Genomic DNA, 18,384 nt, shown 5'->3' on the forward strand with positions numbered 1-18,384 from the left:
CGATGGATGCGAGTGGTTCTGGAACCTGACGATCCGGTTGTCGCCTGTGCGGTGACTCCGGTTCGCGAGAGGTGCCCTGCTCGTGATCCGCAGGGAGGCGCCGGGCCAGCCGGGGAAGCGATTCCCGGGGCGATGGCGCGCCTTTGTTCGAATCCCCGTGACACGCGTCGCACAGTATGCACTACGCGTACTCCTTCGCGCTGGAATATGCCCGAAGCGCTTGTTGCGGTGACTGTACGTCAACCATGCTGTCTCGTAAGGGAATCACGTTCCGTGATCCTCAGGAGGCGCGAGGCGATGTGTCCGCCGGTTCGGATGGTGTGAGCGGTGCAGGTGCTTCAGGTTCAGTTGGAGGTCGGGCCCGATCCGGCGGAGGTCGGACGGGCTCGCAGATGGGCGCGTTCGAGGCTCGCCGGGTCCGGGATAGGAGCTGACGAGCCACTGGCCGAGACGCTCATCCTGCTGATCTCGGAGCTGGTCACCAACGCGGTCGTGCACACCGGCTGTCCGGCCGTGCTGCGCATGCTGTTCGGTTCGTCGGGGAGCGCGGGCAGCCCCGGGACCGTCCGGGTCGAGGTGGCCGACGCCAGCTGCCGCCCGCCGCTCCAGCGCCATGCCGAGGGCGACGACACCAACGGCCGGGGGCTGGAGCTCGTCGACGGCCTGGCCGACCGCTGGGGCTGGCAGCCGGAGGGGGCGGGCAAGCGCATCTGGTGCGAGGTCGACCGCTCGGCCCCGCTGGTCCAGGTCCAGATGCGGCCCGGCCCGCACGCGGTGGCGACGCAGGGTGCGGGCACCCCCGTGGTGGGCCCGCAGGCCACCGCCGATCAGAGGATCGCGACCGGGGCGACCGGGGTGCCGGTGGCACCGACGAACGGCTCGGGCATGGCGGAGAGCAGGAAGGCGTAGCGCCCCTCCTCCGCGCAGGCGGTGGACAGCGCCTCCAGGTTCCAGTTCTGGCCCTGGAGCATGCCCATCTCCACCAGGTCGAGCGCGTGCACGCCCAGCCACAGGTCGTCGATCTCCGGCGGGAAGATCTCGAAGGTCAGTGTGTCGTTGGCGACCGCCGCCGTGTCCCGTGCCCGGAACCACTCGGGCGTCCGGATCGACAGGCCCGGTGAGGGATAGCCGTACGCGTTCTTGTCCCCCGACAGATAGACCTGCACCTGCCCCGTCCGCACGAGCACGATGTCCCCGGAGCGCACCCGCACCCCGGCCAGTTCCTCGGCGGCCTCCAGGTCCTCGGGGGTGACCGCGTGGTCGCCCGGCAGCCGGTCGGTGCCGTGGGCGCGGGCGACGTCGAGCAGCACGCCGCGCGAGACGATGTGCGATGCCTTGTCGATCCCGCTGAAGCGCGCGCCCTCGTGCGCGGTGATGGTGGCGGCGGGCCGGCCGTTGTAGATCTTCCCCGAGTGCGAGACGTGCGTGAGCGCGTCCCAGTGGGTGGCGGCCTGGAGGCCGAGGACGGCGGTGTCGTCGCTGGTGGCGACCGTGCCGGGGCCGAACAGCTCCTGGTTGATCTGGACCATGGTGTGCAGCGGGTTGACGCGTCCGGGGATCAGGCCGTTCTGTACGCCGTCCTGCTGGAGCGGGAGGGCGAGGGGGACGCGCAGTCCGGAGCGGACGGTGGCGGCGGCCTCGCGGACGACCTCGTCGGTGATGAGGTTCAGCGTGCCGATCTCGTCGTCGGCTCCCCAGCGACCCCAGTTGTTCACGCGCTTGGCGAGGTCGTGGAACTCGGCCGGCAAAGACATGGCGCCTCCTGGGGCTTGTGCCGGTGGACCTGATGACCCATAAAATCTAACGGTCCGTCAGAAACCGCGGGAAGGGGCCGGGCATGGGGAACTTCTTGGCAGGCAAGGTCGTGGCCGTGACCGGGGCCGGGCGCGGCATCGGCCGGGCCGTGGCGCTGGCCGCGGCGGCGGAGGGGGCGAAGGTCGTCGTCAACGACTACGGCGTCTCCGTCGAGGGCGGCGAACCCACCAGCGAGATCGCCGAGTCCGTCGTGAAGGAGATCGAGGCGGCGGGCGGCGAGGCGGTCGCCGTCGCCGACGACATCTCCACGATGGCCGGCGGACAGCGGGTCGTGGACACCGCCCTGACGCACTTCGGCCGGATCGACGGGGTCGTCTGCGTGGCCGGCATCCTGCGCGAGCGGATGCTGTTCAACATGTCCGAGGAGGAGTGGGACCCGGTGGTCGCCACCCACCTCAAGGGCACCTTCACCGTCTTCCGCGCCGCGTCGGCCGTCATGCGCAAACAGGAGGGCGCCGGCACGCTCATCGGTTTCACCAGCGGCAACCACCAGGGCAGCGTCGCCCAGGCGAACTACAGCGCGGCCAAGGGCGGCATCATCTCGCTGGTCCGCAGCGCGGCGCTCGGCCTGCACAAGTACGGCGTCACGGCGAACGCGGTCGCGCCGGTGGCCCGGACCCGGATGTCCGCCAACGTCCCCATGGAGCTCAAGGAGATCGGCGAGCCGGAGGACGTGGCCGCGCTGGTCGTCTACCTCCTCAGCGACCGGGCCCGCGCCGAGAAGATCACCGGCCAGGTGTACACCATCGCCGGGCCGAAGATCGCGGTCTGGGCCCAGCCGAGGGAGCTGCGCGCGGGCTACGCGGAAGGGGAGGCGTGGACCCCCGAGCGCATCGCGGACTTCCTGCCGGGAACGGTGGGCCAGGATCCGATGCCGATGCTGGCGCGGCTGGAGGAGATGGCGGCGGCCGCCAAGGCGGCGGCCCGGCCGAACGCGTAGGCCGTGCTCGTCCGCGTACGTGGAGCGTGCACGTCCGCGTCGGCACGTACACGCGCATGGGCACCTCCGTACGCGTGTCCTGAGGAACACCCCATCGCCGGGCGCGGGCTCGGCCTACCGAGGGAGCCCCCAATGAGAGGCGTCGTCTTCGACGGCAGAAGGACCGAGGTCGTCGACGATCTGGAGATACGGGACCCGGGCCCCGGCGAGGTGCTGGTCGCGATCGCGGCGGCCGGTCTGTGCCACAGCGATCTGTCGGTGATCGACGGAACGATCCCCTTCCCCGTCCCGGCGGTGCTCGGGCACGAGGGCGCGGGCATCGTGGAGGCCGTCGGCGCGGGCGTGCGCCACGTCGCGCCCGGGGACCACGTGTCCCTGTCCACGCTGGCCAGTTGCGGCGCCTGCGCGCAGTGCGACCGGGGGCGGCCGACGATGTGCCGCAAGGCGATCGGGATGCCGGACCGGCCGTTCTCGCGGCGCGGTGCGCCGCTCTACCAGTTCGCGTCCAACTCGGCCTTCGCCGAGCGCACACTGGTCAAGGCCGTCCAGGCCGTGAAGATCCCCGAGGACCTGCCGCTGACCTCGGCCGCGCTGATCGGCTGCGGGGTGCTCACCGGCGTCGGGGCCGTCCTCAACCGGGCCCGGGTGGACCGGGGCGACAGCGTCGTCGTGATCGGCACCGGAGGCATCGGGCTCAATGTGCTCCAGGGCGCCCGGCTGGCCGGAGCCCTGACGATCGTGGCCGTCGACTCCAACCCGGACAAGGAGGCGGTGGCCCGGCAGTTCGGCGCCACGCACTTCCTCACCTCCGCCGACGGGGTCCGCGAGATCCTGCCGCACGGCGCGGACCACGCCTTCGAGTGCGTGGGCCGCACCGAGCTGATCCGTACCGCGATCGACCTGCTCGACCGGCACGGCCAGGCGGTCCTGCTGGGCGTCCCGGCGGCCACGGCCGAGGCGTCCTTCCTCGTCTCCTCGATGTACCTCGACAAGTCGATCCTGGGCTGCCGCTACGGCTCCTCGCGCCCGCAGCGCGACATCGCCCTGTACGCGGACCTCTACCGGGACGGCCGGCTGCTGCTGGACGAACTCGTCACCGAGACCTACCCGGTGGAGGACTTCGCCAAGGCGGCGGATGACGCCCACCACGGCAGGGTGGCCCGGGGCGTCCTCGTCTTCTGAACCGCACGGATCCCGGACGCCCCGTACGCCTCCCCGTGCCCCTATCCCCGTACCGTCGGCCGGTCCGTGGTCCGGAACGTGCGCCGGTAGACGGTCGGGGACACCCCCAGGGCCGCCTGGAGGTGCTGGCGCAGCGAGGTGGCCGTGCCGAAACCGGCGTCCCGGGCGATCCGGTCGATCGACAGGTCGCTGGACTCCAGCAGCCGCCGGGCCAGCTCCACGCGCTGCTGGGTCAGCCACTGGACGGGGCTGACGCCGACCTCCTCGCGGAACCGACGGGTGAACGTGCGGACGCTCATCGACTCCTGCTGCGCCATGTCGCGCAGCAGGATCGGCCGCGCCAGCCGGCCGAGCGCCCAGGCGCGGGCGGTGGTCGTGGTGGCCAGGTCCGGATCGGGGACCGGGCGCTGGATGTACTGCGCCTGGCCGCCGTCGCGGTGCGGCGGGACGACCGTGCGCCGGGCGACGTCGTTGGCGACGGCCGTGCCGTGGTCGCGGCGGACCATGTGCAGGCAGAGGTCGATGCCGGCGGCGACCCCGGCGGAGGTGAGGACGTCCCCGTCGTCGATGAACAGGACGTCCGGGTCGACCCGGACGCGGGGGAAGAGCGACTGGAAGTGGTCGGCGGAGGACCAGTGGGTGGTGGCCGGGCGGCCGTCGAGGTATCCGGCCGCGGCCAGCACGTAGCTGCCGGTGCAGATGGACACCATGCGGGTGCCGGGCCGGATGTGCGCGAAGGCGGCGGCCAGCTCGTCGGTGAGCCGGCCCTCGGTGTAGACCGGGCCGAGTTCGTAGCTGGCCGGGATGACCACCGTGTCGGCGGTGGCCAGGGCCTCGGGCCCGTTCTCGACGGCGATCGAGAAATCGGCGTCGGTACGGACCGGGCCGGGCGGGCGGACGGAACAGGTCACGACTTCATAGAGTTTGCGGCCCCGGTTCAGGGGCTCCGAGCCGAGCGAACGGCCGAAGATCCTTTGAGGAATGCCCAGTTCGAAGGGGAGAAGCCCGTCCAGGGCGAGTACGACGACGCGGTGCGGCACAGCGGACTCCCTTCACCTCTAGCTGGTATAGACCATAAGCTGATACATGTCATCGGTGTGAAGGAAAAGTCAGCAGAGCCCGCGCACATTCCCGCCGCGGACCACGCGAGCGCGGTGCGGGCCACCGCCCCGTCGGCGCCCCCCTCGTCCCCGTCCCCCTCCCTCTCCCCGCCCGGGGGCCTGCCCCCGCTGCCGGTGGAGCCCGACCGCCTCTGGAACCGCAACTTCCGGCTGTTCTTCGTCGCCCGGACGGTGGCGCTCCTCGGGGACGGCATGATCCCGGTGGCGCTCTCCGCCGGGCTGCTGGGCGCGGGCCGTCCGGCCGCGTCCGTGGGCTACGCGTTGGCGGCCTGGATGGGCCCCCTGGCGCTCTTCGTCCTCTTCGGCGGCGTGCTGGCGGATCGTTTCACCCCGCGCCGGATGATGATCATCGCCGATGTGCTGCGGCTCGTCGGCGCCTCGGTGCTCGCGGTCCTCTTCCTCACCGGCAACCCGCCCCTGTGGGCGGTGTACGCGCTGAGCGCGGTGGCCGGTGTGGGTGCGGCCCTCTTCCAGCCGGGCGTCGCGTCCACGACCCCCCGGGTCGCCTCGGACGTGCAGCGCGGCAATGCCGTCCTCCGCGTCTCCGAGGCGCTGATGACCATGGCGGGCCCCGCGCTCGCCGGTCTCCTGGTGGGCCTCGCGAGCGCCGGCGCGGTCTATGTGGCGAACGCCGCGACCTTCCTCGTCTCCGGTGTCTGCCTCTTCCTGCTGCGCCTGGCGCCCGCCCCCTCGGACGAGGCGCCGCGCGGCACGTTCACCGCGGAACTCGTCGACGGCTGGCGCGAGTTCCGGGCCCGCAGCTGGCTGTGGGGGGTGATCGCGATCTGGACGGTGTACGGCTTCACCGTGCTCGGCCCGATGCTCCCGCTGACCGCGGTCGAGGTCACCGAGGCGCACGGCTCCGGGGCGTACGGCGCGCTGATGGCCGTCAACGGCGCGGGCAGCGTCGTCGGCGGCCTCCTCGCGCTCCGACTGCGTCCGCGCCGCCCCCTGACGGCCGGCGCCCTCGCCCTCACCGGTGTCTGCCTCAACCTGGTCGCGCTGGGGCTCGGCCTGCCGGTGGCCGCGCTCGGCGCCGGACAGTTCGTCGCCGGCGCCGCCTTCGCGTTCTGGCTCGTCATGTGGTCCACCACCGTCCAGACCCACGTCCCCCCGGAGGCCCTCAACCGCCTCCACGCCTACGACGTCGCCGGCTCCCTCCTCATGGTCGCCGCCGGCCGCGCCCTGGCCGGCCCCGTCGCCGGCCATCTGGGCACCCCGGAGGTCCTGCTGGCCGGGGCCGTCATCAACATGCTCGCCGTCGGCGTGCTGCTGGCCGCGAGGCCGATCCGGCGGCTGGAACGGATCGGCTGACGGCGGGCGGGTTCACGGGCCGCTGTGGATGAGCGAGGCCCACAGGTCGGGCTCGCCCCGGTAGCGGTCGCGCAGCGCGAGAGCCGTCCGGTGCAGCGCTCCGGGGGCGTCGTCGGCGGTGTCGGACAGTTCGGCGTAGAAGGTGCGCGAGGCCACCGCGCCGAAGGAGTCGACCAACGGCCACAGACTCGCGATGACATGCCGGAAGCCGGCCAGTTGGAACGCGGAGGCGAGGTTCAGCGACTCGTCCACGTGCTCCGGGCTGCGATGGCCGGTCGAGCACGCCGACAGATAGGCGAGCTGGGCGTCGGCCACGGCGAGCCGGCTGATCTCCGGAATGGTGAGCATGCCGTCGTCCAGGCGCAGCCCGCTGCGCGAGGGAGCGGCCTGGTCGGCGAGCGCGTGGCAGGCGAAGTGCACCCAGGTGGAGGTGGACAGCGCGGCGGCGACCCGGCCCGTGGTGGCGTCCTCGTTGAGCAGCGGCGGCTGGTCGGGATGGCGTCGGTGCAGGTCCAGGGCCTCGGCCAGGGCGCCGGGGAGCCCGGGGAGCCCTGACGTGCTCGGCAGGGCGACGGTCAGCTGCCGCCGGGCCGCCGTCGCGGGATGGTCGTGGGCGTGCGCGAGGATCCGCAGCGTCGGGGTGTACGAGGACACGAACGCGTCCAGGGCGCCGGGTTGGCCCGGATGACCGGCGGCGTGCAGCGGGAACACGCCGAGCAGCCCGATCGGCAGCCACCAGACCCGGCGCGGTCCGTCGCCCGGGGGCAGCGCCCGCGCGACCGGCCCGACGACGGTGTCCCACAGCCAGCCGAGCCGGTCCGCCATGGCCCCGTCGCGCCGCCCGGCCTGCGCGGAGCGCGCCAGCGCCTCGGACTGGGCCTCCACGTCCCGGGCGGAGAGATCGGGCAGGGGCACATGGAGCGGATCGCCCCCGGGGCCGACCAGCACGGCGTCGGCCCTGTTCCGCGCGGAGTTGACGACCACCACCGTCCCGCCCTCCGCCGCCCTGCGCAGCTCCTCGACGCGGGGCGTCATCAGGAACCGGGTGAACCGGGGATGCTTGCGGATCTGCGCGACCAGCTGCCCGTACCGGTCCCACAGCACGGCCTCGGCCGCCGACCCCTCGGCCAGCTCCGTGCGCACCCTTCGGAACGGGCGCGCCAGCAAAGGCAGTTCGCGCTCCAGGTCGGCGAGGTCGTCGTGGGCGTCGAGCACGGTCGCCAGTTGGACGCCCCGGCTCAGCTCGGCCTGCTGGACCGCCCGGAGCGGTTCCCCGCGCGCGCAGTGCGCGGCGAACGCCTGGCTCGCCAGCCCCCGGGTCTCCCCGAACCGGCGCTCCTGGTCGGTCCAGTCGGTGCCGCGCAGCGGGACGGCGGGCGTCAGCGCGATGGCGGCGTCGAACACCCGGGCCGCCAGGTCGTACTCGCCCAGGGCGTTGGCGAGCACGCCCAGATTCCGCCCGGCCGCCGCCCGCCTGCTCGGCGTGGCCCCGCGGGCCCGGTCGAGCCGCCCCTCCCACGCCTCCAGCGTCTCCCGGCCGGGCGCCAGGGGCAGCGCGCCGGGGACGAGGTACGCGCGGGCCAGTTCGGCGAGGACGTCGGCCACATACGGCTGGCCGTCGGGCGCGGCGTCCAGTGCCCGGCGCAGATCGTCGAGCGCCCGGGTCAGGGGGCGGTCGGCCCCGCCACCCGCCGGAGTGTCCCGTACGCCCGCCGGATCATCCGCCACATGGAGGTGCAGCCGGGCGCTGCCCCGCGCGGCCAGCCGGATGGGGAAGGCCGGGCTGCTCGCGGGGGTCGCCGCGACCGCCCGCTCGGCCAGCGGCAGGGCCCGTTCCAGATCGGGCAGATGGCGCCGGCGCTCGTAGCGGTGCAGATAGGCCACCGTGAGGTTGGCCGTGCGCCCGGCGTACCGGGGATGGCCGGCCGGGGTGGCACCGACGACGGCGTCCTGGAGCTCGATCGAACGGTCCAGATCGGCCGCGTGGCCGTCCTCCCGGGAGCGCCGCTCGTACAGGAGGGCGGCCCCGGCCATGGCGGCCAGGCGCTCGTCCGGGTCCTCGGTGGGGGCCGCCATCGCCCGCTCCAGGAAGCCGAGGGCCCGCTCCAGGTCGGCGGCGGCCCCGCCGGCCTCGTGGCGGGCCCCGTAGGCGACACCGAGGTTGGCGAGGATACGCATCTGCTCGGGGGCGTCGGCGGCGGCCAGGTCCAGGGCCTGCTCGTGGCAGTCGATCGCGTGGTCGACGTCCGGCATCATCCCGTGCCGGGTGAAGCGCTGGCGGTAGGCGCTGCCGAGTTCGGTGAGACGGTCCGGGCGGTCCTCGGCGGGGGCGGTCGCCGCGGCCAGCTCCAGGTACGCCACGGCGTCGTCGATGTCGCGGGGATCGCCCTCGCGCAGGAACCGCGTGAGGTGGTCGTGGCCGAGGTCGCCCAGGCGCTCGTACGGCAGGGTGAGCCGGGAGCGGGCGTCGTCGGCGCGCAGATGGGGCCACGGCCAGGTGCGCGGGCGCGGTGCGCCGAGGACCCGGGGGGTGCAGGCGCAGCCGTCGGCCCGCACCGCCTCCGGGGCGACCGGGCCGCCGCAGCCCGGGCAGTGCGCCAGGCCCAGCTCCCGGAGCGTCGCGGGCGCCTGCGGCTCGCCGAGACGGGCGGCGTACGCGAGGTGGACGGCACCCTGGTCGGGCTGGCCGAGTTCGCGCAGCGCCAGCCCGAGGGCGAACCGGCCGCCCCGGTGCGCCGGGTCGAGGTACACGCACAGCGCCAGCGGATACAGGGCGCCCGCCGTGTCGCCGCTGTTCCATCTGCTGGCGCCCAGCAGGAACTGGAGGCCCGCCGAGGTCTGCTCCGCGTGGGCCGCCGTACCGAGCAGGCGGGCCGCCTCCTCGAACCGCCCGCGCAGGAAGAGGGCCTTGCCCTGCTCGAACAGCGCCTCCAGGCGGGCCGCTTCGCCGCTCACCGGCCGCCCTGCGCCCGGTGGACCCTGGCCTGGACGCGGCTCGTGCAGATCATGCACGACAGCCAGCCCCCCTGGTCCGGGCGGGGCGGGCTCAGCGGCGGGGACTCCAGGACACCGGCGGCGAGATAGGTCTCCGCCGTTTCGGTCCCGATCCGGCCGAGCAGCTCGCCCCGGTAGATCTTCTTCGCGCAGAAGTCGCAGGTGTCACCGACCGCAGGCTGCTGGACACTGGCCGGCCAGCGGCCCACGACGTGCTCCCACGCGGCGGCGGCGACGGGCGCGAAGCCCTCGGGGCCGACCGCGCCCGAACCCTCCGGGACGGTGCCGCGTTCCGCGTGCGCGCGTGCGGCCGTACGGTCGAAGACGAACGACTCGCTGCAGTCCTCGCAGACCAGCCACGGGGTGTCACTGCTGCCGGACTGGGTGATCAGCTGGTCGAAGATGCCGGTCCGGGTGCGCTCGTCCCGGCCCAACGCCTGCACCATGCCGACCACGGTCCGGAAGGCGCCGCGCCAGTACGCCTCCGAGATCACCACGTGCTTGGTCGGCAGGTGGTAGCCGCGCGAGCGCGGGGTGGCCGCGCCGCAGATGTCGCACACCGGTTGCTCACTCATGGGGTCCTCCGTCGTCGTTGACGTCATGGTCGGAGACGTGGCTGCGCCAGCTGCCAGTTCCGGCGTCCCAGTGCAGTTCGGCCCCGCGCACGCCCTCCGCGCCGAGGTCCAGGTCGATCGCGGCGAGCCGAGCGGCCTCGTCGAAGTCGTCGGGGAGGACCAGCGTCGTCCGCGTACCGGCGGTGAGGACGTCCAGGTCACGGCGTCCACCGCGACGGTCCAGCAGCAGCCGCAGCCGGCCCAGCGCGGTGACCGCCGACTCGCCGAGCTGTTCGCCGAGCTTGCCCGCGAAGCTCTCCGCGAACGTGCCGAGGAACTTCACCGCGACGAATCCGCAGGCGAGTTCGACGAGGGGGAGGCCGGTGAGCCTGACGGCGTCGGCGGAGGGGCCCCCGCCCCTCGCGTACGAGACGTCCGACCGCGCGGCGGCGGGGCTCGCGAAGAAGCCGGTCTCGTCCCCGCCCTCCAGCAGCACGGCGCGCCACCGCTCCCCGAGCGCGTCGAGCTCGGCGAGGCTGTGACCGAGCGCGTTCAGCGCGGCCTCCTCGGCCTGCCGGTCGCCGGCCTCGGCGGCCAGGCCGACGGCGCGGCGGCACAGGTACCGGCCCTCGCCCTCCCGGCCCGCCGCGTTCAGCGCCGTCCCCAGCTCGCACAGCGCCCGTGCCTCCGCCGACCGGTCACCGGCCGCGCGGGCCACGGCCAGGGCGTCGGCGGCGAGTTGGGCGGTGGAGTCGGTCTCGGGTTTCCTACCGGCGTCCGTTTCCGCGTTCGCGTCGGCGTCCAAGTCGGCGTCCGTGGGCGGGAGTGGTGCAGTCATGCGGTCTCTTCTCGCTTCTCTCGCGGGCGGGTCCGCACCCGGCGCGGACGTGCGCCGACGCGGAGTGCGGCAGAGGGGAGCACGGGCTCGTACGGGGTCGCCGCGACGTTCGTGAGAGGTCCGGGCGAGGGGCCCGCGACGGGCGGGCCGCAGACGCCGGCTCAGGCTCCGCGCACGGGAACGGGGAGGCCCAGCGGGCGTCTGCGCCGACGGCAGGTGGACAGGGAAGGGGCGCTGTCCGACCCGTCTGGTTCACCCGGCACGATCCCGCACCCCCAGTGGTACACCGCTGCTTCCTCGGTCGCATTGAACCAAAGAGCAGCCCCGCGCCTCAGGTGAACGGGCGAACCCGCCCCCGTGGCCCGAATCCTGCGAACCGTGTCCCTCGGGCCACTCGTGAGCGAGGTGCGGGGCGCCGGATGCTGTGGGACGTGACCCAGACAATCGAACCCGCCACCCGTGACGAGGGCGCCGAGGCGCCCGGGGCGCGTGCGCCGCGTCCCGCCCGTTTCCGTGTGCACCGCGCCTGGATCGTCGCCGCCGTCGCGTTCGTGACGATCGTCGGCGGCGCGGCGTTCAACGCCCTGCCGGGGCTGCTCATCGACCCGCTCCACGAGGAGTTCGCCTGGTCGCGCGGGCAGATCGGCCTGGCCGTCTCCATCGACATGGCGCTGTACGGGCTCACCGCGCCGTTCGCCGCCGCGCTGATGGACCGTTTCGGCATCCGCCGCGTCGTCGTCGGGGCCCTGGCGGCGGTCGCCACGGGGGCGCTGGCGAGCGTGTGGATGACGGCGGCCTGGCAGCTGATGATCTATTGGGGGCTGCTCGTCGGCCTCGGGACCGGCGCGATGGCCATGTCGTTCTCGGCGACGGTCACCAACCGCTGGTTCGTCGCCCGGCGCGGCCTGGTGACGGGCATCCTCACGGCGGCCGGCGCGTCGGGGCAGTTGGTGTTCCTGCCGCTCTGCGCCTGGATCGTCGACCGGCACGGCTGGCGGCCCGCGTCGGTGACCGTCGCCCTCGCGGCCCTGGTCGTCGTCCCGTTCGTCGGGCTGCTGCTGCGCGACCACCCGGCCGACGTGGGCCTCGCCCCGTACGGCGGCACCTACGCCGAGAAGCCCGCGCCCGGTCGCGGCGCCGCGCGGCGGACCGTACGGGTGCTGTTCGACGCCGCCCGCACCGGACCGTTCTGGCTGCTGGCGGGCTCCTTCGCGATCTGCGGGGCCTCCACCAACGGCCTCATCCGCACCCACTTCGTACCCTCGGCGCACGACCACCACATGCCCATCACCGCCGCCGCCTCGCTCCTCGCGGTGATCGGGATCTTCGACATCATCGGCACGGTCTTCTCCGGCTGGCTCACCGACCGCTTCGACGCCCGGCGGCTGCTGGCGGTCTACTACGCCCTGCGCGGGGTCTCGCTGCTGTTCCTGCCGATGCTGCTCCAGCCCACGGTGGAGCCGCCGATGGTCTTCTTCATCGTCTTCTACGGCCTGGACTGGGTCGCCACCGTGCCCCCGACCCTCGCCCTCTGCCGCGAGCAGTACGGCGAGGACAGCGCCATCGTCTTCGGCTGGGTCCTCGCCTCCCACCAGGTCGGCGCGGCGCTCGTGGCCTTCCTGGGCGGCGTGGCGCGCGACCACTTCGGCTCGTACGACATCGTCTGGTACACCGCCGGCGCGCTGTGCGCGTCGGCCGCGCTCATGGCCCTGCTGATCCGCCGGGGCGGATGCGATGAGCCTGCCCCGGCCGGCGGCGTCCTCACCCGCTGAACCGGCCGAACGCCCCCCGGTGGAACAGCAGCGGCCCCGTCCCGGCCCCCTCGTCCGCCGCCCCCAGCGCCTCCACCCGGCCCACCACGATGAGGTGGTCGCCGCCGGTGTGGACGGCGTGGACGCGGCAGTCGATCCAGGCGGGCACGGAGTCGAGCCGGGGTGATCCCGTCACCGGGGCCGGCGTGTGGGCCACCCCGGCGAACTTGTCGGCCCCGCTCACCGCGAATCCCCGGCAGAGCGCGCCCTGGTCCTCGCCCAGGATGTTCACGCAGAACGCCCCCGCACGGGCGATGCGCGGCCAGGTCGTCGAGGTACGCGCGACCATGAACGCCACCAGCGGCGGATCCAGCGACAGCGACGCGAACGACTGGCAGGCGAACCCGGCGGGCCCCTCCGGGTCGGCCGGATCGTACGCCGTGACGACCGTGACACCGCTGGCGAAATGCCCCAGCACCCGGCGGAATTCGGCCGGATCGAGCGGCAGCCGCTCGTCCTCGCCGACGGCCCGCAGCGACGGACGCGGCATCGCGTCCACCCGCCCGGCCCCGGCGGCTGTCGGAGCGCCGACGGAGCGGAGATAGCGGACGGCGGTCGCGGCCATTCCTGCGTGTCCCATCATCCCGCGTGTCCCCTCGCTCCTGCGTGGCCCGTCGTTCCCCGACGGCCTCCATTCCCCGACGGCCGTCATTTCCGGATGGCCGTCATTTCCGGATGGCCGTCACCCCTCGATTAGAGCTGACGGAGCGTCAGATGGGAAGGGCGGCGGCGCGCTGCTTCCCGACCAGGTGACCTTGTCGTCGAGGTCACCTCGGAGTCCAACGCGGAGACCGACCGGGTCGTGAAGAGAGGCCGCTACGCGGAGTACCGCGCGCCCCTGTATCTCCTGGCCGACCGGATCGAGGGGAGTGTCACCCTCTTCTCGGAGCCGGGCGGCCTCGGCTACACGAAGGTGGACGGACCGCATCCCTTCGGTACGGCCCTGCGGCTGCCCGCGCCCTTCGGCCTCGACCTGGACACCAGTTGGCCGGCGCCCCTCTGACCGCGCGCCGCGACCCCCGGGTACTGCGGCCTACATCCCCCGGTACTTCGGCGTCCGCCGCTCCACGAAGCTCGCAACGCCCTCGGTGGCGTCCTGGGTGGTCATGTTGATCTCCTGGGCCATCGCCTCGGCGGCGAAGGCGGTCGCGCGGTCGGTGTCGAGGGAGGCGTTGACGAGCTGTTTGGTGAGGGCGATCGAGCGGGTCGGGCCCTCGGCGAGGCGCTGGGCCCAGGCGTGGGCGGTGGCGTGCAGGTCCTCGTCGGGGACGGTGCGGTTGACGAGGCCGAGGCGTTCGGCGTCGGCCGCCGGGAGGGCGTCACCGAAGAACATCAGCTCCTTGGCGCGCTGCGGGCCGATCAGGCGGGGCAGCAGATAGGCGCCGCCGCCGTCCGGTACGAGGCCGCGGCGGACGAACACCTCGATGAACCGGGCCGACGCGGCGGCCAGCACCAGATCGCAGGCCAGGGCGAGATGGGCGCCGATGCCGGCCGCGGTGCCGTTCACCGCGGCGATCACCGGCTTCTCGCAGTCCTGGACGGCGGCGATCAGCCGCTGCGCGCCCATCCGGATCGTGCGGGCCACGTCGCCGGGGACCCGGTCGCCCGGGGCGGACCCACCGGCGGCAGAGGTTCCCGTGGCGGATGCGCCGGTGGCGGGGGTGCCGGCGGCGGGGGTTGCGCGCAGGTCCGCCCCGGCGCAGAAACCGCGTCCCGTACCGGTGAGGACGACGGCCCGGACGGCGGGGTCGGCAGACGCCTCGGCCAGCAGCGCGATGATGCGTTCGCGCTGGTCCCAGGTGACGGCGTTCATCGCCTCGGGCCGGTTGAGGGTGATCCAGGAGACCCCGTTGTCAGTGGCGTGGAGTACCAATGATTCAGGCGATCCGGACGGATCGGACCCGTCGGCGCGACCGTTCGCGTCGCGGGGGGTCGTGGTGTCTTCGGGGGAGGACGGCATGAGGCAGCTCCTGGACAGGTGGCGGACGCGTGCGCGCGGTGGAATGCGACGGCGCCGGACGGTGGGGTGGCGCGCGGGCACGGGGGCGGGGGACGGCGCCCCCTCAGCGGCAGACCGCCAGCGCGTCCAGGGCGACCGCGCCCTGCCCGCGCCCGAGCACCATCAGCGGATTGATGTCGAGTTCGCTGAGGTCGTCCCCGAGTTCGAGCGCCATCCGCTGGACGCGCAGGACGACTTCGACGAGCGCGTCCACGTCCACGGGGGCCCCGCCGCGCACCCCTTCCAGCAGGGCCCGGCCGCGCAGTTCGCCGAGCATCGCCCGCGCCTGGTCCTCACCGAAGGGCGGCACCCGCACCGCCGCGTCGTGCAGCACCTCGACGAGCACACCCCCGAGCCCCACCGTCACCGTCGGGCCGAACAGCGGGTCGTGCGTGACCCCGACCATCATCTCGACGCCCCGCTCCACCATCTGGCAGACCAGGATGCCGTCCAGCTCGATGCCCTCGTAGCGGGCGATGTCCGTCAGCTCGCGATAGGCGTCGCGCACCTGGCTGGCCGAGGTGAGCCCGACCTTGACGAGTCCCAGCTCCGTCTTGTGGGCGAGCCGCGCCCCGGACGCCTTCATGACGACCGGGTAGCCGACGAGCCCGGCCGCCCGGACGGCCGCCGCCGCGCTGGTCACCAACTGCTCGCGGGGCACCCGGATTCCGTACGCGCGCAGGAGCTGCTTCGCCGCGTGCTCGCTGAGCTGGTGGCCCGGCCGCATCAGGGCCTGCGCCTTGCGGAAGGAGGGCGACGGGGTGCGCGGGGCCTCGTCGAAGGGCGAGCGGTAGGAGGAGGCGAAGCGGTGGTGGTCCAGATACGCCTTCACGGCGGTGATGCAGTTGCCGAAGGTGCGGAAGGTGGCGACCCGGGAGGAGCCGAGCAGCGTCGTGCGGTACGCCTTCTCGGTGCCCACGGGCGACCCCCACACCACGCACACCAGCTTGTCCGTGGTCTCCGCCGCGTCCACCAGGTCCTGGGCGAGCTTGTCGCTCATGGGAGGGAAGGGACCGGTGATCGGACAGATCAGCACCCCCACCTCCGGGTCGGCGAGGATCGCGTCGATGATCTTCCGGCCGCGCCAGTCCCCGACGGGGTGGCCCCCGTTGTCGACCGGGTTGGCCACGTTCAGGTAGTCGGGGATCCAGGTGTGCAGCTCTGCCTGCTTGGCCTCGGACAGCACCGGCAGCGAGAGTCCGGCGTCCGTCGCCAGGTCCGAGAAGTGCGCGCCGGTGCCGCCCGAGATCGAATAGACGACGACCCCCTCGGCCTGCGGCCTGCGGGCGCGGGCCAGTAGGGCCGCGGTGTCCTGGAGTTCGTCGAGCCCGTCCACCCGGATCACGCCGAACTGCCGCATCGCCGCGTCGACGACCTGGTCGGCCCCGGTCAGCTTGCCCGTGTGTGAGGCGGCCATCCGGGCCCCCGTCTCCGTCCGGCCCACCTTCACCGCCACCACCGGAACCCCCGCCCGCGCCGCCCGGTCCGCCGCGAGCAGGAAGGAGCGCCCGTCCTTGAGCCCCTCCACGTAGCAGGCGATGGCCCCGACCTCGGGCTGCTGCGAGAAGTACGCGATGAAGTCGGCGGTCTCCAGATCGGCCTCGTTGCCCGTGGGCGCCCAGTGCGAGAGCCGCACGCCCAGTTCCTGGAGGGTGTAGACGGGTCGCCCCTGGTGGCCGGACTGGGTGATCAGGGCGATCGCCGGGCCCTCCAGGTCCTCGCGGAACTCCTCGAAGGCGTTCAGATTGGTGTTGGGGCCGAGCAGGCGCAGCCCCGAGCGTTCGACGGCGGCGGCCAGCCGGGCCTGGGCTGCCGCGCCCTCGGCCCCGGTCTCCGCGAAGCCGGAGGCGAAGGCGACGGCGAACCGCACCTTGGCCTGGGCGAGTTCCTCGATGACCGGAAGGGGGTCACCGACCAGCAGGACCGCCAGATCGACCTGTTCCGGCAGGTCCGCGACGGAGGGGGAGCAGGCCCGGCCGAAGACGGTCGTGCGGGTGGGGTGGACGGGGTGGAGGCGGGCGCCGACCCGTTCGGCCCAGGCGATGAGCTGGCGGGTGATGCCGGTGTTGGGCCGCCCCTCGGCGTCCGAGGCGCCGATGACGGCGACCGACCGGGGCCGGAAGAAGCGGTCCAGGTCCGGTACGGGGGCGTGCAGGGGCCGGCCGCTGACGTCGAGGTCGCCTTCCGCGGCGGCGGCCGCCATGCTGTGGACGGCGGCGTGCGGTTCCTCGCCGCAGGCGACCACCCGGGCGCGGAAGTCGGTGGTGAGGGTGCCGTGAGTCGATCCAAGCATCGTTCCGCCCACTCCTGCTCGACAGTGCTTCGGCACACGCGGGTGCCCGGACCATATAACTGACGCTCTGTCAGGTTACTGAACTGACGGCCCGTCAGGAATGGGTGTGCAGGGAAAGACTGAGAGCGGCGGCCCGGAGGGGTCCGGGGCCGCCGCTCTCATGGGGACGGGGGAGAGGGTCGGGGGGAGCGGAGTACGCGGCCGGGCGGGCGGGTGGCGGGGGAGCCGGGCGCGCCGGACGGGTGGTGGTCCTGGCTCGGATCGTCCTGGGTCAGGGCGTGCGGGCCAGGCGGCGGGCTATCTTGCGGGCGTCCAGGGCCATTTCGCGGAACATCCCACTGATGGGGTTGGTGAACCCGGTGAAGTAGAGGCCCGGCGCCTGCTTCGGGGTGCGGGCGCCGTGGACCACCGGGCGGCCCCGGTCGTCCAGGACCCCCAGATGACCGACCAGCGGCTCCAGGGCCCGGAGGTAGCCGGTCGCGGCGATCACCGCGTCCGGGGTGACCCGGGTCCCGTCGGCCAGGACCACCGCGTCCCCGTCGAAGGAGGCGACGGCGGCCACCGGCTGGACCAGGCCGCTCTTCACCGCGTCGATGAGCCCGACGTCCTGGACCGGGATCGCGCCCTCCCTGACCCGGGAGTACAGGCCCGTGTCCGGCCGGGGCAGCCCGTGTCCGGCGAGATCGGGCACCGCGACCCGGGCCATCAGCCCGCCCGCCCGGTCCACGAGCCGAACGGGCAGCCTGCGCACCAGGATGCCCGTCGCCTGGGCGGGCCAGCCCGCCGTCGAGCGGCGCACGATGTGCGGGGCGGTGCGCACCGCGAGCCGTACGCGTCCGGCGCCGCCCTCCACCAGGTCGACCGCGATCTCGGCCCCCGTGTTGCCGACGCCCACCACGAGGACGTCCTTGCCGGCGTACGGGGCGGGGTTGCGGTAGGCCGAGGCGTGGACCAGTTCGCCCGTGAACCCGGAGCGGCCGGGCCAGTCCGGGGCGCGCGGGGTGTGGTTGAAGCCGGTGGCCACGACGACCGCGCGGCCGGTCAGTTCGCGCCCGCCGGACGCGGTCAGCCGCCAGCCGGAGCCGTCGTCCGCCCGGTCCACGCGGGAGACCTCGACCCCGGTCACGACCTCCAGGCCGTGGTGCTCGACGTACTTCTCCAGGTAGCGCACCACGTCGTCCCGGGAGACCCAGCGGCCGAACCTTCGGGGCATCGCCAGCCCCGGCAGGGACGACCAGCGCCGCGTGGTGTGCAGGTGCAGCCGGTCGTAGTGGCCGCGCCAGGAGGCGCCGACGTCCGCCGCCTTCTCCAGGACCACCGCCCGTACGCCCTGCTCGCGCAGCGCGGCAGCGGCGGCCAGGCCGCCGGGCCCGCCCCCGATGACGTAGACGGGGCGGTCCTCGGTGAGGTCGGTGGTGGCCGGGAGCGGGGTGGTGCCTGCGGGGGGTGCGCTGTCGGACATGGTTCGGAGCGTAATGGCGTGATTTGTTGATGGGTCTCGGTCAAGCCCGGAATCGATTGCG

At 73.7% G+C, this 18,384-nt stretch carries 14 protein-coding genes and 1 pseudogene; 6 read left to right on the forward strand and 9 right to left on the reverse strand.

Annotated features, from left to right (window positions below; all coding sequences use genetic code 11):
• Window positions 1-327 precede the first annotated feature (327 nt).
• Window positions 328-909, forward strand: a complete 582-nt coding sequence (locus ACWCXC_RS00955; RefSeq protein ID WP_450680909.1) for an ATP-binding protein — start codon at window positions 328-330, stop codon at window positions 907-909.
• Here ACWCXC_RS00955 and ACWCXC_RS00960 read toward each other — a convergent pair.
• Window positions 828-1,754, reverse strand: coding sequence for a cyclase family protein (locus tag ACWCXC_RS00960; RefSeq protein ID WP_450885793.1), 927 nt, complete (start codon window positions 1,752-1,754; stop codon window positions 828-830). The genes ACWCXC_RS00955 and ACWCXC_RS00960 overlap by 82 nt on opposite strands.
• A gap of 83 nt (window positions 1,755-1,837) precedes the next feature.
• Between ACWCXC_RS00960 and ACWCXC_RS00965 the strand changes: the two genes are divergently transcribed.
• Window positions 1,838-2,755, forward strand: coding sequence for an SDR family oxidoreductase (locus ACWCXC_RS00965; RefSeq protein ID WP_383642823.1), 918 nt, complete (start codon window positions 1,838-1,840; stop codon window positions 2,753-2,755).
• Window positions 2,756-2,887: 132 nt separating this feature from the next.
• Window positions 2,888-3,937 carry a Zn-dependent alcohol dehydrogenase gene (locus ACWCXC_RS00970; protein WP_450885795.1) on the forward strand — a complete coding sequence of 350 codons (1,050 nt, stop codon included), beginning with the start codon at window positions 2,888-2,890 and terminating at the stop codon, window positions 3,935-3,937.
• Window positions 3,938-3,978: 41 nt separating this feature from the next.
• On the opposite strand, the gene ACWCXC_RS00975 is transcribed toward ACWCXC_RS00970, so the two are convergent.
• Window positions 3,979-4,977 (reverse strand): GlxA family transcriptional regulator, encoded by a 999-nt coding sequence (locus tag ACWCXC_RS00975; protein ID WP_450885797.1) that lies wholly within the window; start codon window positions 4,975-4,977, stop codon window positions 3,979-3,981.
• A gap of 57 nt (window positions 4,978-5,034) precedes the next feature.
• Here ACWCXC_RS00975 and ACWCXC_RS00980 point away from each other — a divergent pair, with 57 nt between their 5' ends.
• Window positions 5,035-6,372, forward strand: a complete 1,338-nt coding sequence (locus ACWCXC_RS00980; protein ID WP_450885799.1) for an MFS transporter — start codon at window positions 5,035-5,037, stop codon at window positions 6,370-6,372.
• Window positions 6,373-6,384: 12 nt separating this feature from the next.
• On the opposite strand, the gene ACWCXC_RS00985 is transcribed toward ACWCXC_RS00980, so the two are convergent.
• Genes ACWCXC_RS00985 through ACWCXC_RS00995 form a run of 3 tightly spaced genes read right to left on the reverse strand, consistent with a single transcriptional unit; the run spans window position 6,385 to window position 10,758 of the window.
• Window positions 6,385-9,327: a CHAT domain-containing protein gene (locus ACWCXC_RS00985; RefSeq protein WP_450885801.1), complete on the reverse strand. Its 2,943-nt coding sequence runs from the start codon at window positions 9,325-9,327 to the stop codon at window positions 6,385-6,387.
• Window positions 9,324-9,941: a hypothetical protein gene (locus tag ACWCXC_RS00990; protein WP_450885803.1), complete on the reverse strand. Its 618-nt coding sequence runs from the start codon at window positions 9,939-9,941 to the stop codon at window positions 9,324-9,326. The genes ACWCXC_RS00985 and ACWCXC_RS00990 overlap by 4 nt, the downstream gene beginning before the upstream one ends.
• Window positions 9,934-10,758 carry a hypothetical protein gene (locus ACWCXC_RS00995; RefSeq protein ID WP_450885805.1) on the reverse strand — a complete coding sequence of 275 codons (825 nt, stop codon included), beginning with the start codon at window positions 10,756-10,758 and terminating at the stop codon, window positions 9,934-9,936. The genes ACWCXC_RS00990 and ACWCXC_RS00995 overlap by 8 nt, the downstream gene beginning before the upstream one ends.
• 419 nt (window positions 10,759-11,177) lie before the next feature.
• On the opposite strand from ACWCXC_RS00995, the gene ACWCXC_RS01000 reads away from it, so the two are divergent.
• A complete protein-coding gene (locus ACWCXC_RS01000; RefSeq protein ID WP_450885807.1) occupies window positions 11,178-12,530 on the forward strand; it encodes an MFS transporter in 1,353 nt (450 codons plus the stop codon).
• On the opposite strand, the gene ACWCXC_RS01005 is transcribed toward ACWCXC_RS01000, so the two are convergent.
• A complete protein-coding gene (locus ACWCXC_RS01005) occupies window positions 12,520-13,134 on the reverse strand; it encodes a flavin reductase family protein (RefSeq protein ID WP_450680916.1) in 615 nt (204 codons plus the stop codon). The two genes, ACWCXC_RS01000 and ACWCXC_RS01005, sit on opposite strands and share 11 nt — an antisense overlap.
• Window positions 13,135-13,288: 154 nt before the next feature.
• Here ACWCXC_RS01005 and ACWCXC_RS01010 point away from each other — a divergent pair.
• A pseudogene (locus ACWCXC_RS01010) lies at window positions 13,289-13,572 on the forward strand (Uma2 family endonuclease); the annotation flags it as partial.
• A gap of 30 nt (window positions 13,573-13,602) precedes the next feature.
• Here the strand turns inward: ACWCXC_RS01010 and ACWCXC_RS01015 are convergent.
• From ACWCXC_RS01015 to ACWCXC_RS01025, 3 genes are all read right to left on the reverse strand, one after another.
• A complete protein-coding gene (locus ACWCXC_RS01015; RefSeq protein ID WP_450885809.1) occupies window positions 13,603-14,529 on the reverse strand; it encodes an enoyl-CoA hydratase/isomerase family protein in 927 nt (308 codons plus the stop codon).
• A gap of 103 nt (window positions 14,530-14,632) precedes the next feature.
• Entirely contained in the window at window positions 14,633-16,861 is a 2,229-nt protein-coding gene (locus ACWCXC_RS01020; protein WP_450885811.1) for an acetate--CoA ligase family protein, read from the reverse strand.
• Between the two features lie 271 nt (window positions 16,862-17,132).
• Window positions 17,133-18,323: a flavin-containing monooxygenase gene (locus ACWCXC_RS01025; RefSeq protein WP_450885813.1), complete on the reverse strand. Its 1,191-nt coding sequence runs from the start codon at window positions 18,321-18,323 to the stop codon at window positions 17,133-17,135.
• Between the last annotated feature and the right edge of the window lie 61 nt (window positions 18,324-18,384).

The sequence above is a fragment of the Streptomyces sp. NPDC001515 genome (assembly GCF_053597115.1).

What these genes read in the sequence shown, in the direction of transcription:
- ACWCXC_RS01020 (WP_450885811.1), bottom strand. Translation starts at nt 16,861, where the DNA reads ATGCTTGGATCGACTCACGGCACCCTCACCACCGACTTCCGCGCCCGG.
- ACWCXC_RS01000 (WP_450885807.1), top strand. Translation starts at nt 11,178, where the DNA reads ATGCTGTGGGACGTGACCCAGACAATCGAACCCGCCACCCGTGACGAG.
- ACWCXC_RS00960 (WP_450885793.1), bottom strand. Translation starts at nt 1,754, where the DNA reads ATGTCTTTGCCGGCCGAGTTCCACGACCTCGCCAAGCGCGTGAACAAC.
- ACWCXC_RS00965 (WP_383642823.1), top strand. Translation starts at nt 1,838, where the DNA reads ATGGGGAACTTCTTGGCAGGCAAGGTCGTGGCCGTGACCGGGGCCGGG.
- ACWCXC_RS01005 (WP_450680916.1), bottom strand. Translation starts at nt 13,134, where the DNA reads ATGGCCGCGACCGCCGTCCGCTATCTCCGCTCCGTCGGCGCTCCGACA.
- ACWCXC_RS00995 (WP_450885805.1), bottom strand. Translation starts at nt 10,758, where the DNA reads ATGACTGCACCACTCCCGCCCACGGACGCCGACTTGGACGCCGACGCG.
- ACWCXC_RS00970 (WP_450885795.1), top strand. Translation starts at nt 2,888, where the DNA reads ATGAGAGGCGTCGTCTTCGACGGCAGAAGGACCGAGGTCGTCGACGAT.
- ACWCXC_RS01025 (WP_450885813.1), bottom strand. Translation starts at nt 18,323, where the DNA reads ATGTCCGACAGCGCACCCCCCGCAGGCACCACCCCGCTCCCGGCCACC.
- ACWCXC_RS01015 (WP_450885809.1), bottom strand. Translation starts at nt 14,529, where the DNA reads ATGCCGTCCTCCCCCGAAGACACCACGACCCCCCGCGACGCGAACGGT.
- ACWCXC_RS00990 (WP_450885803.1), bottom strand. Translation starts at nt 9,941, where the DNA reads ATGAGTGAGCAACCGGTGTGCGACATCTGCGGCGCGGCCACCCCGCGC.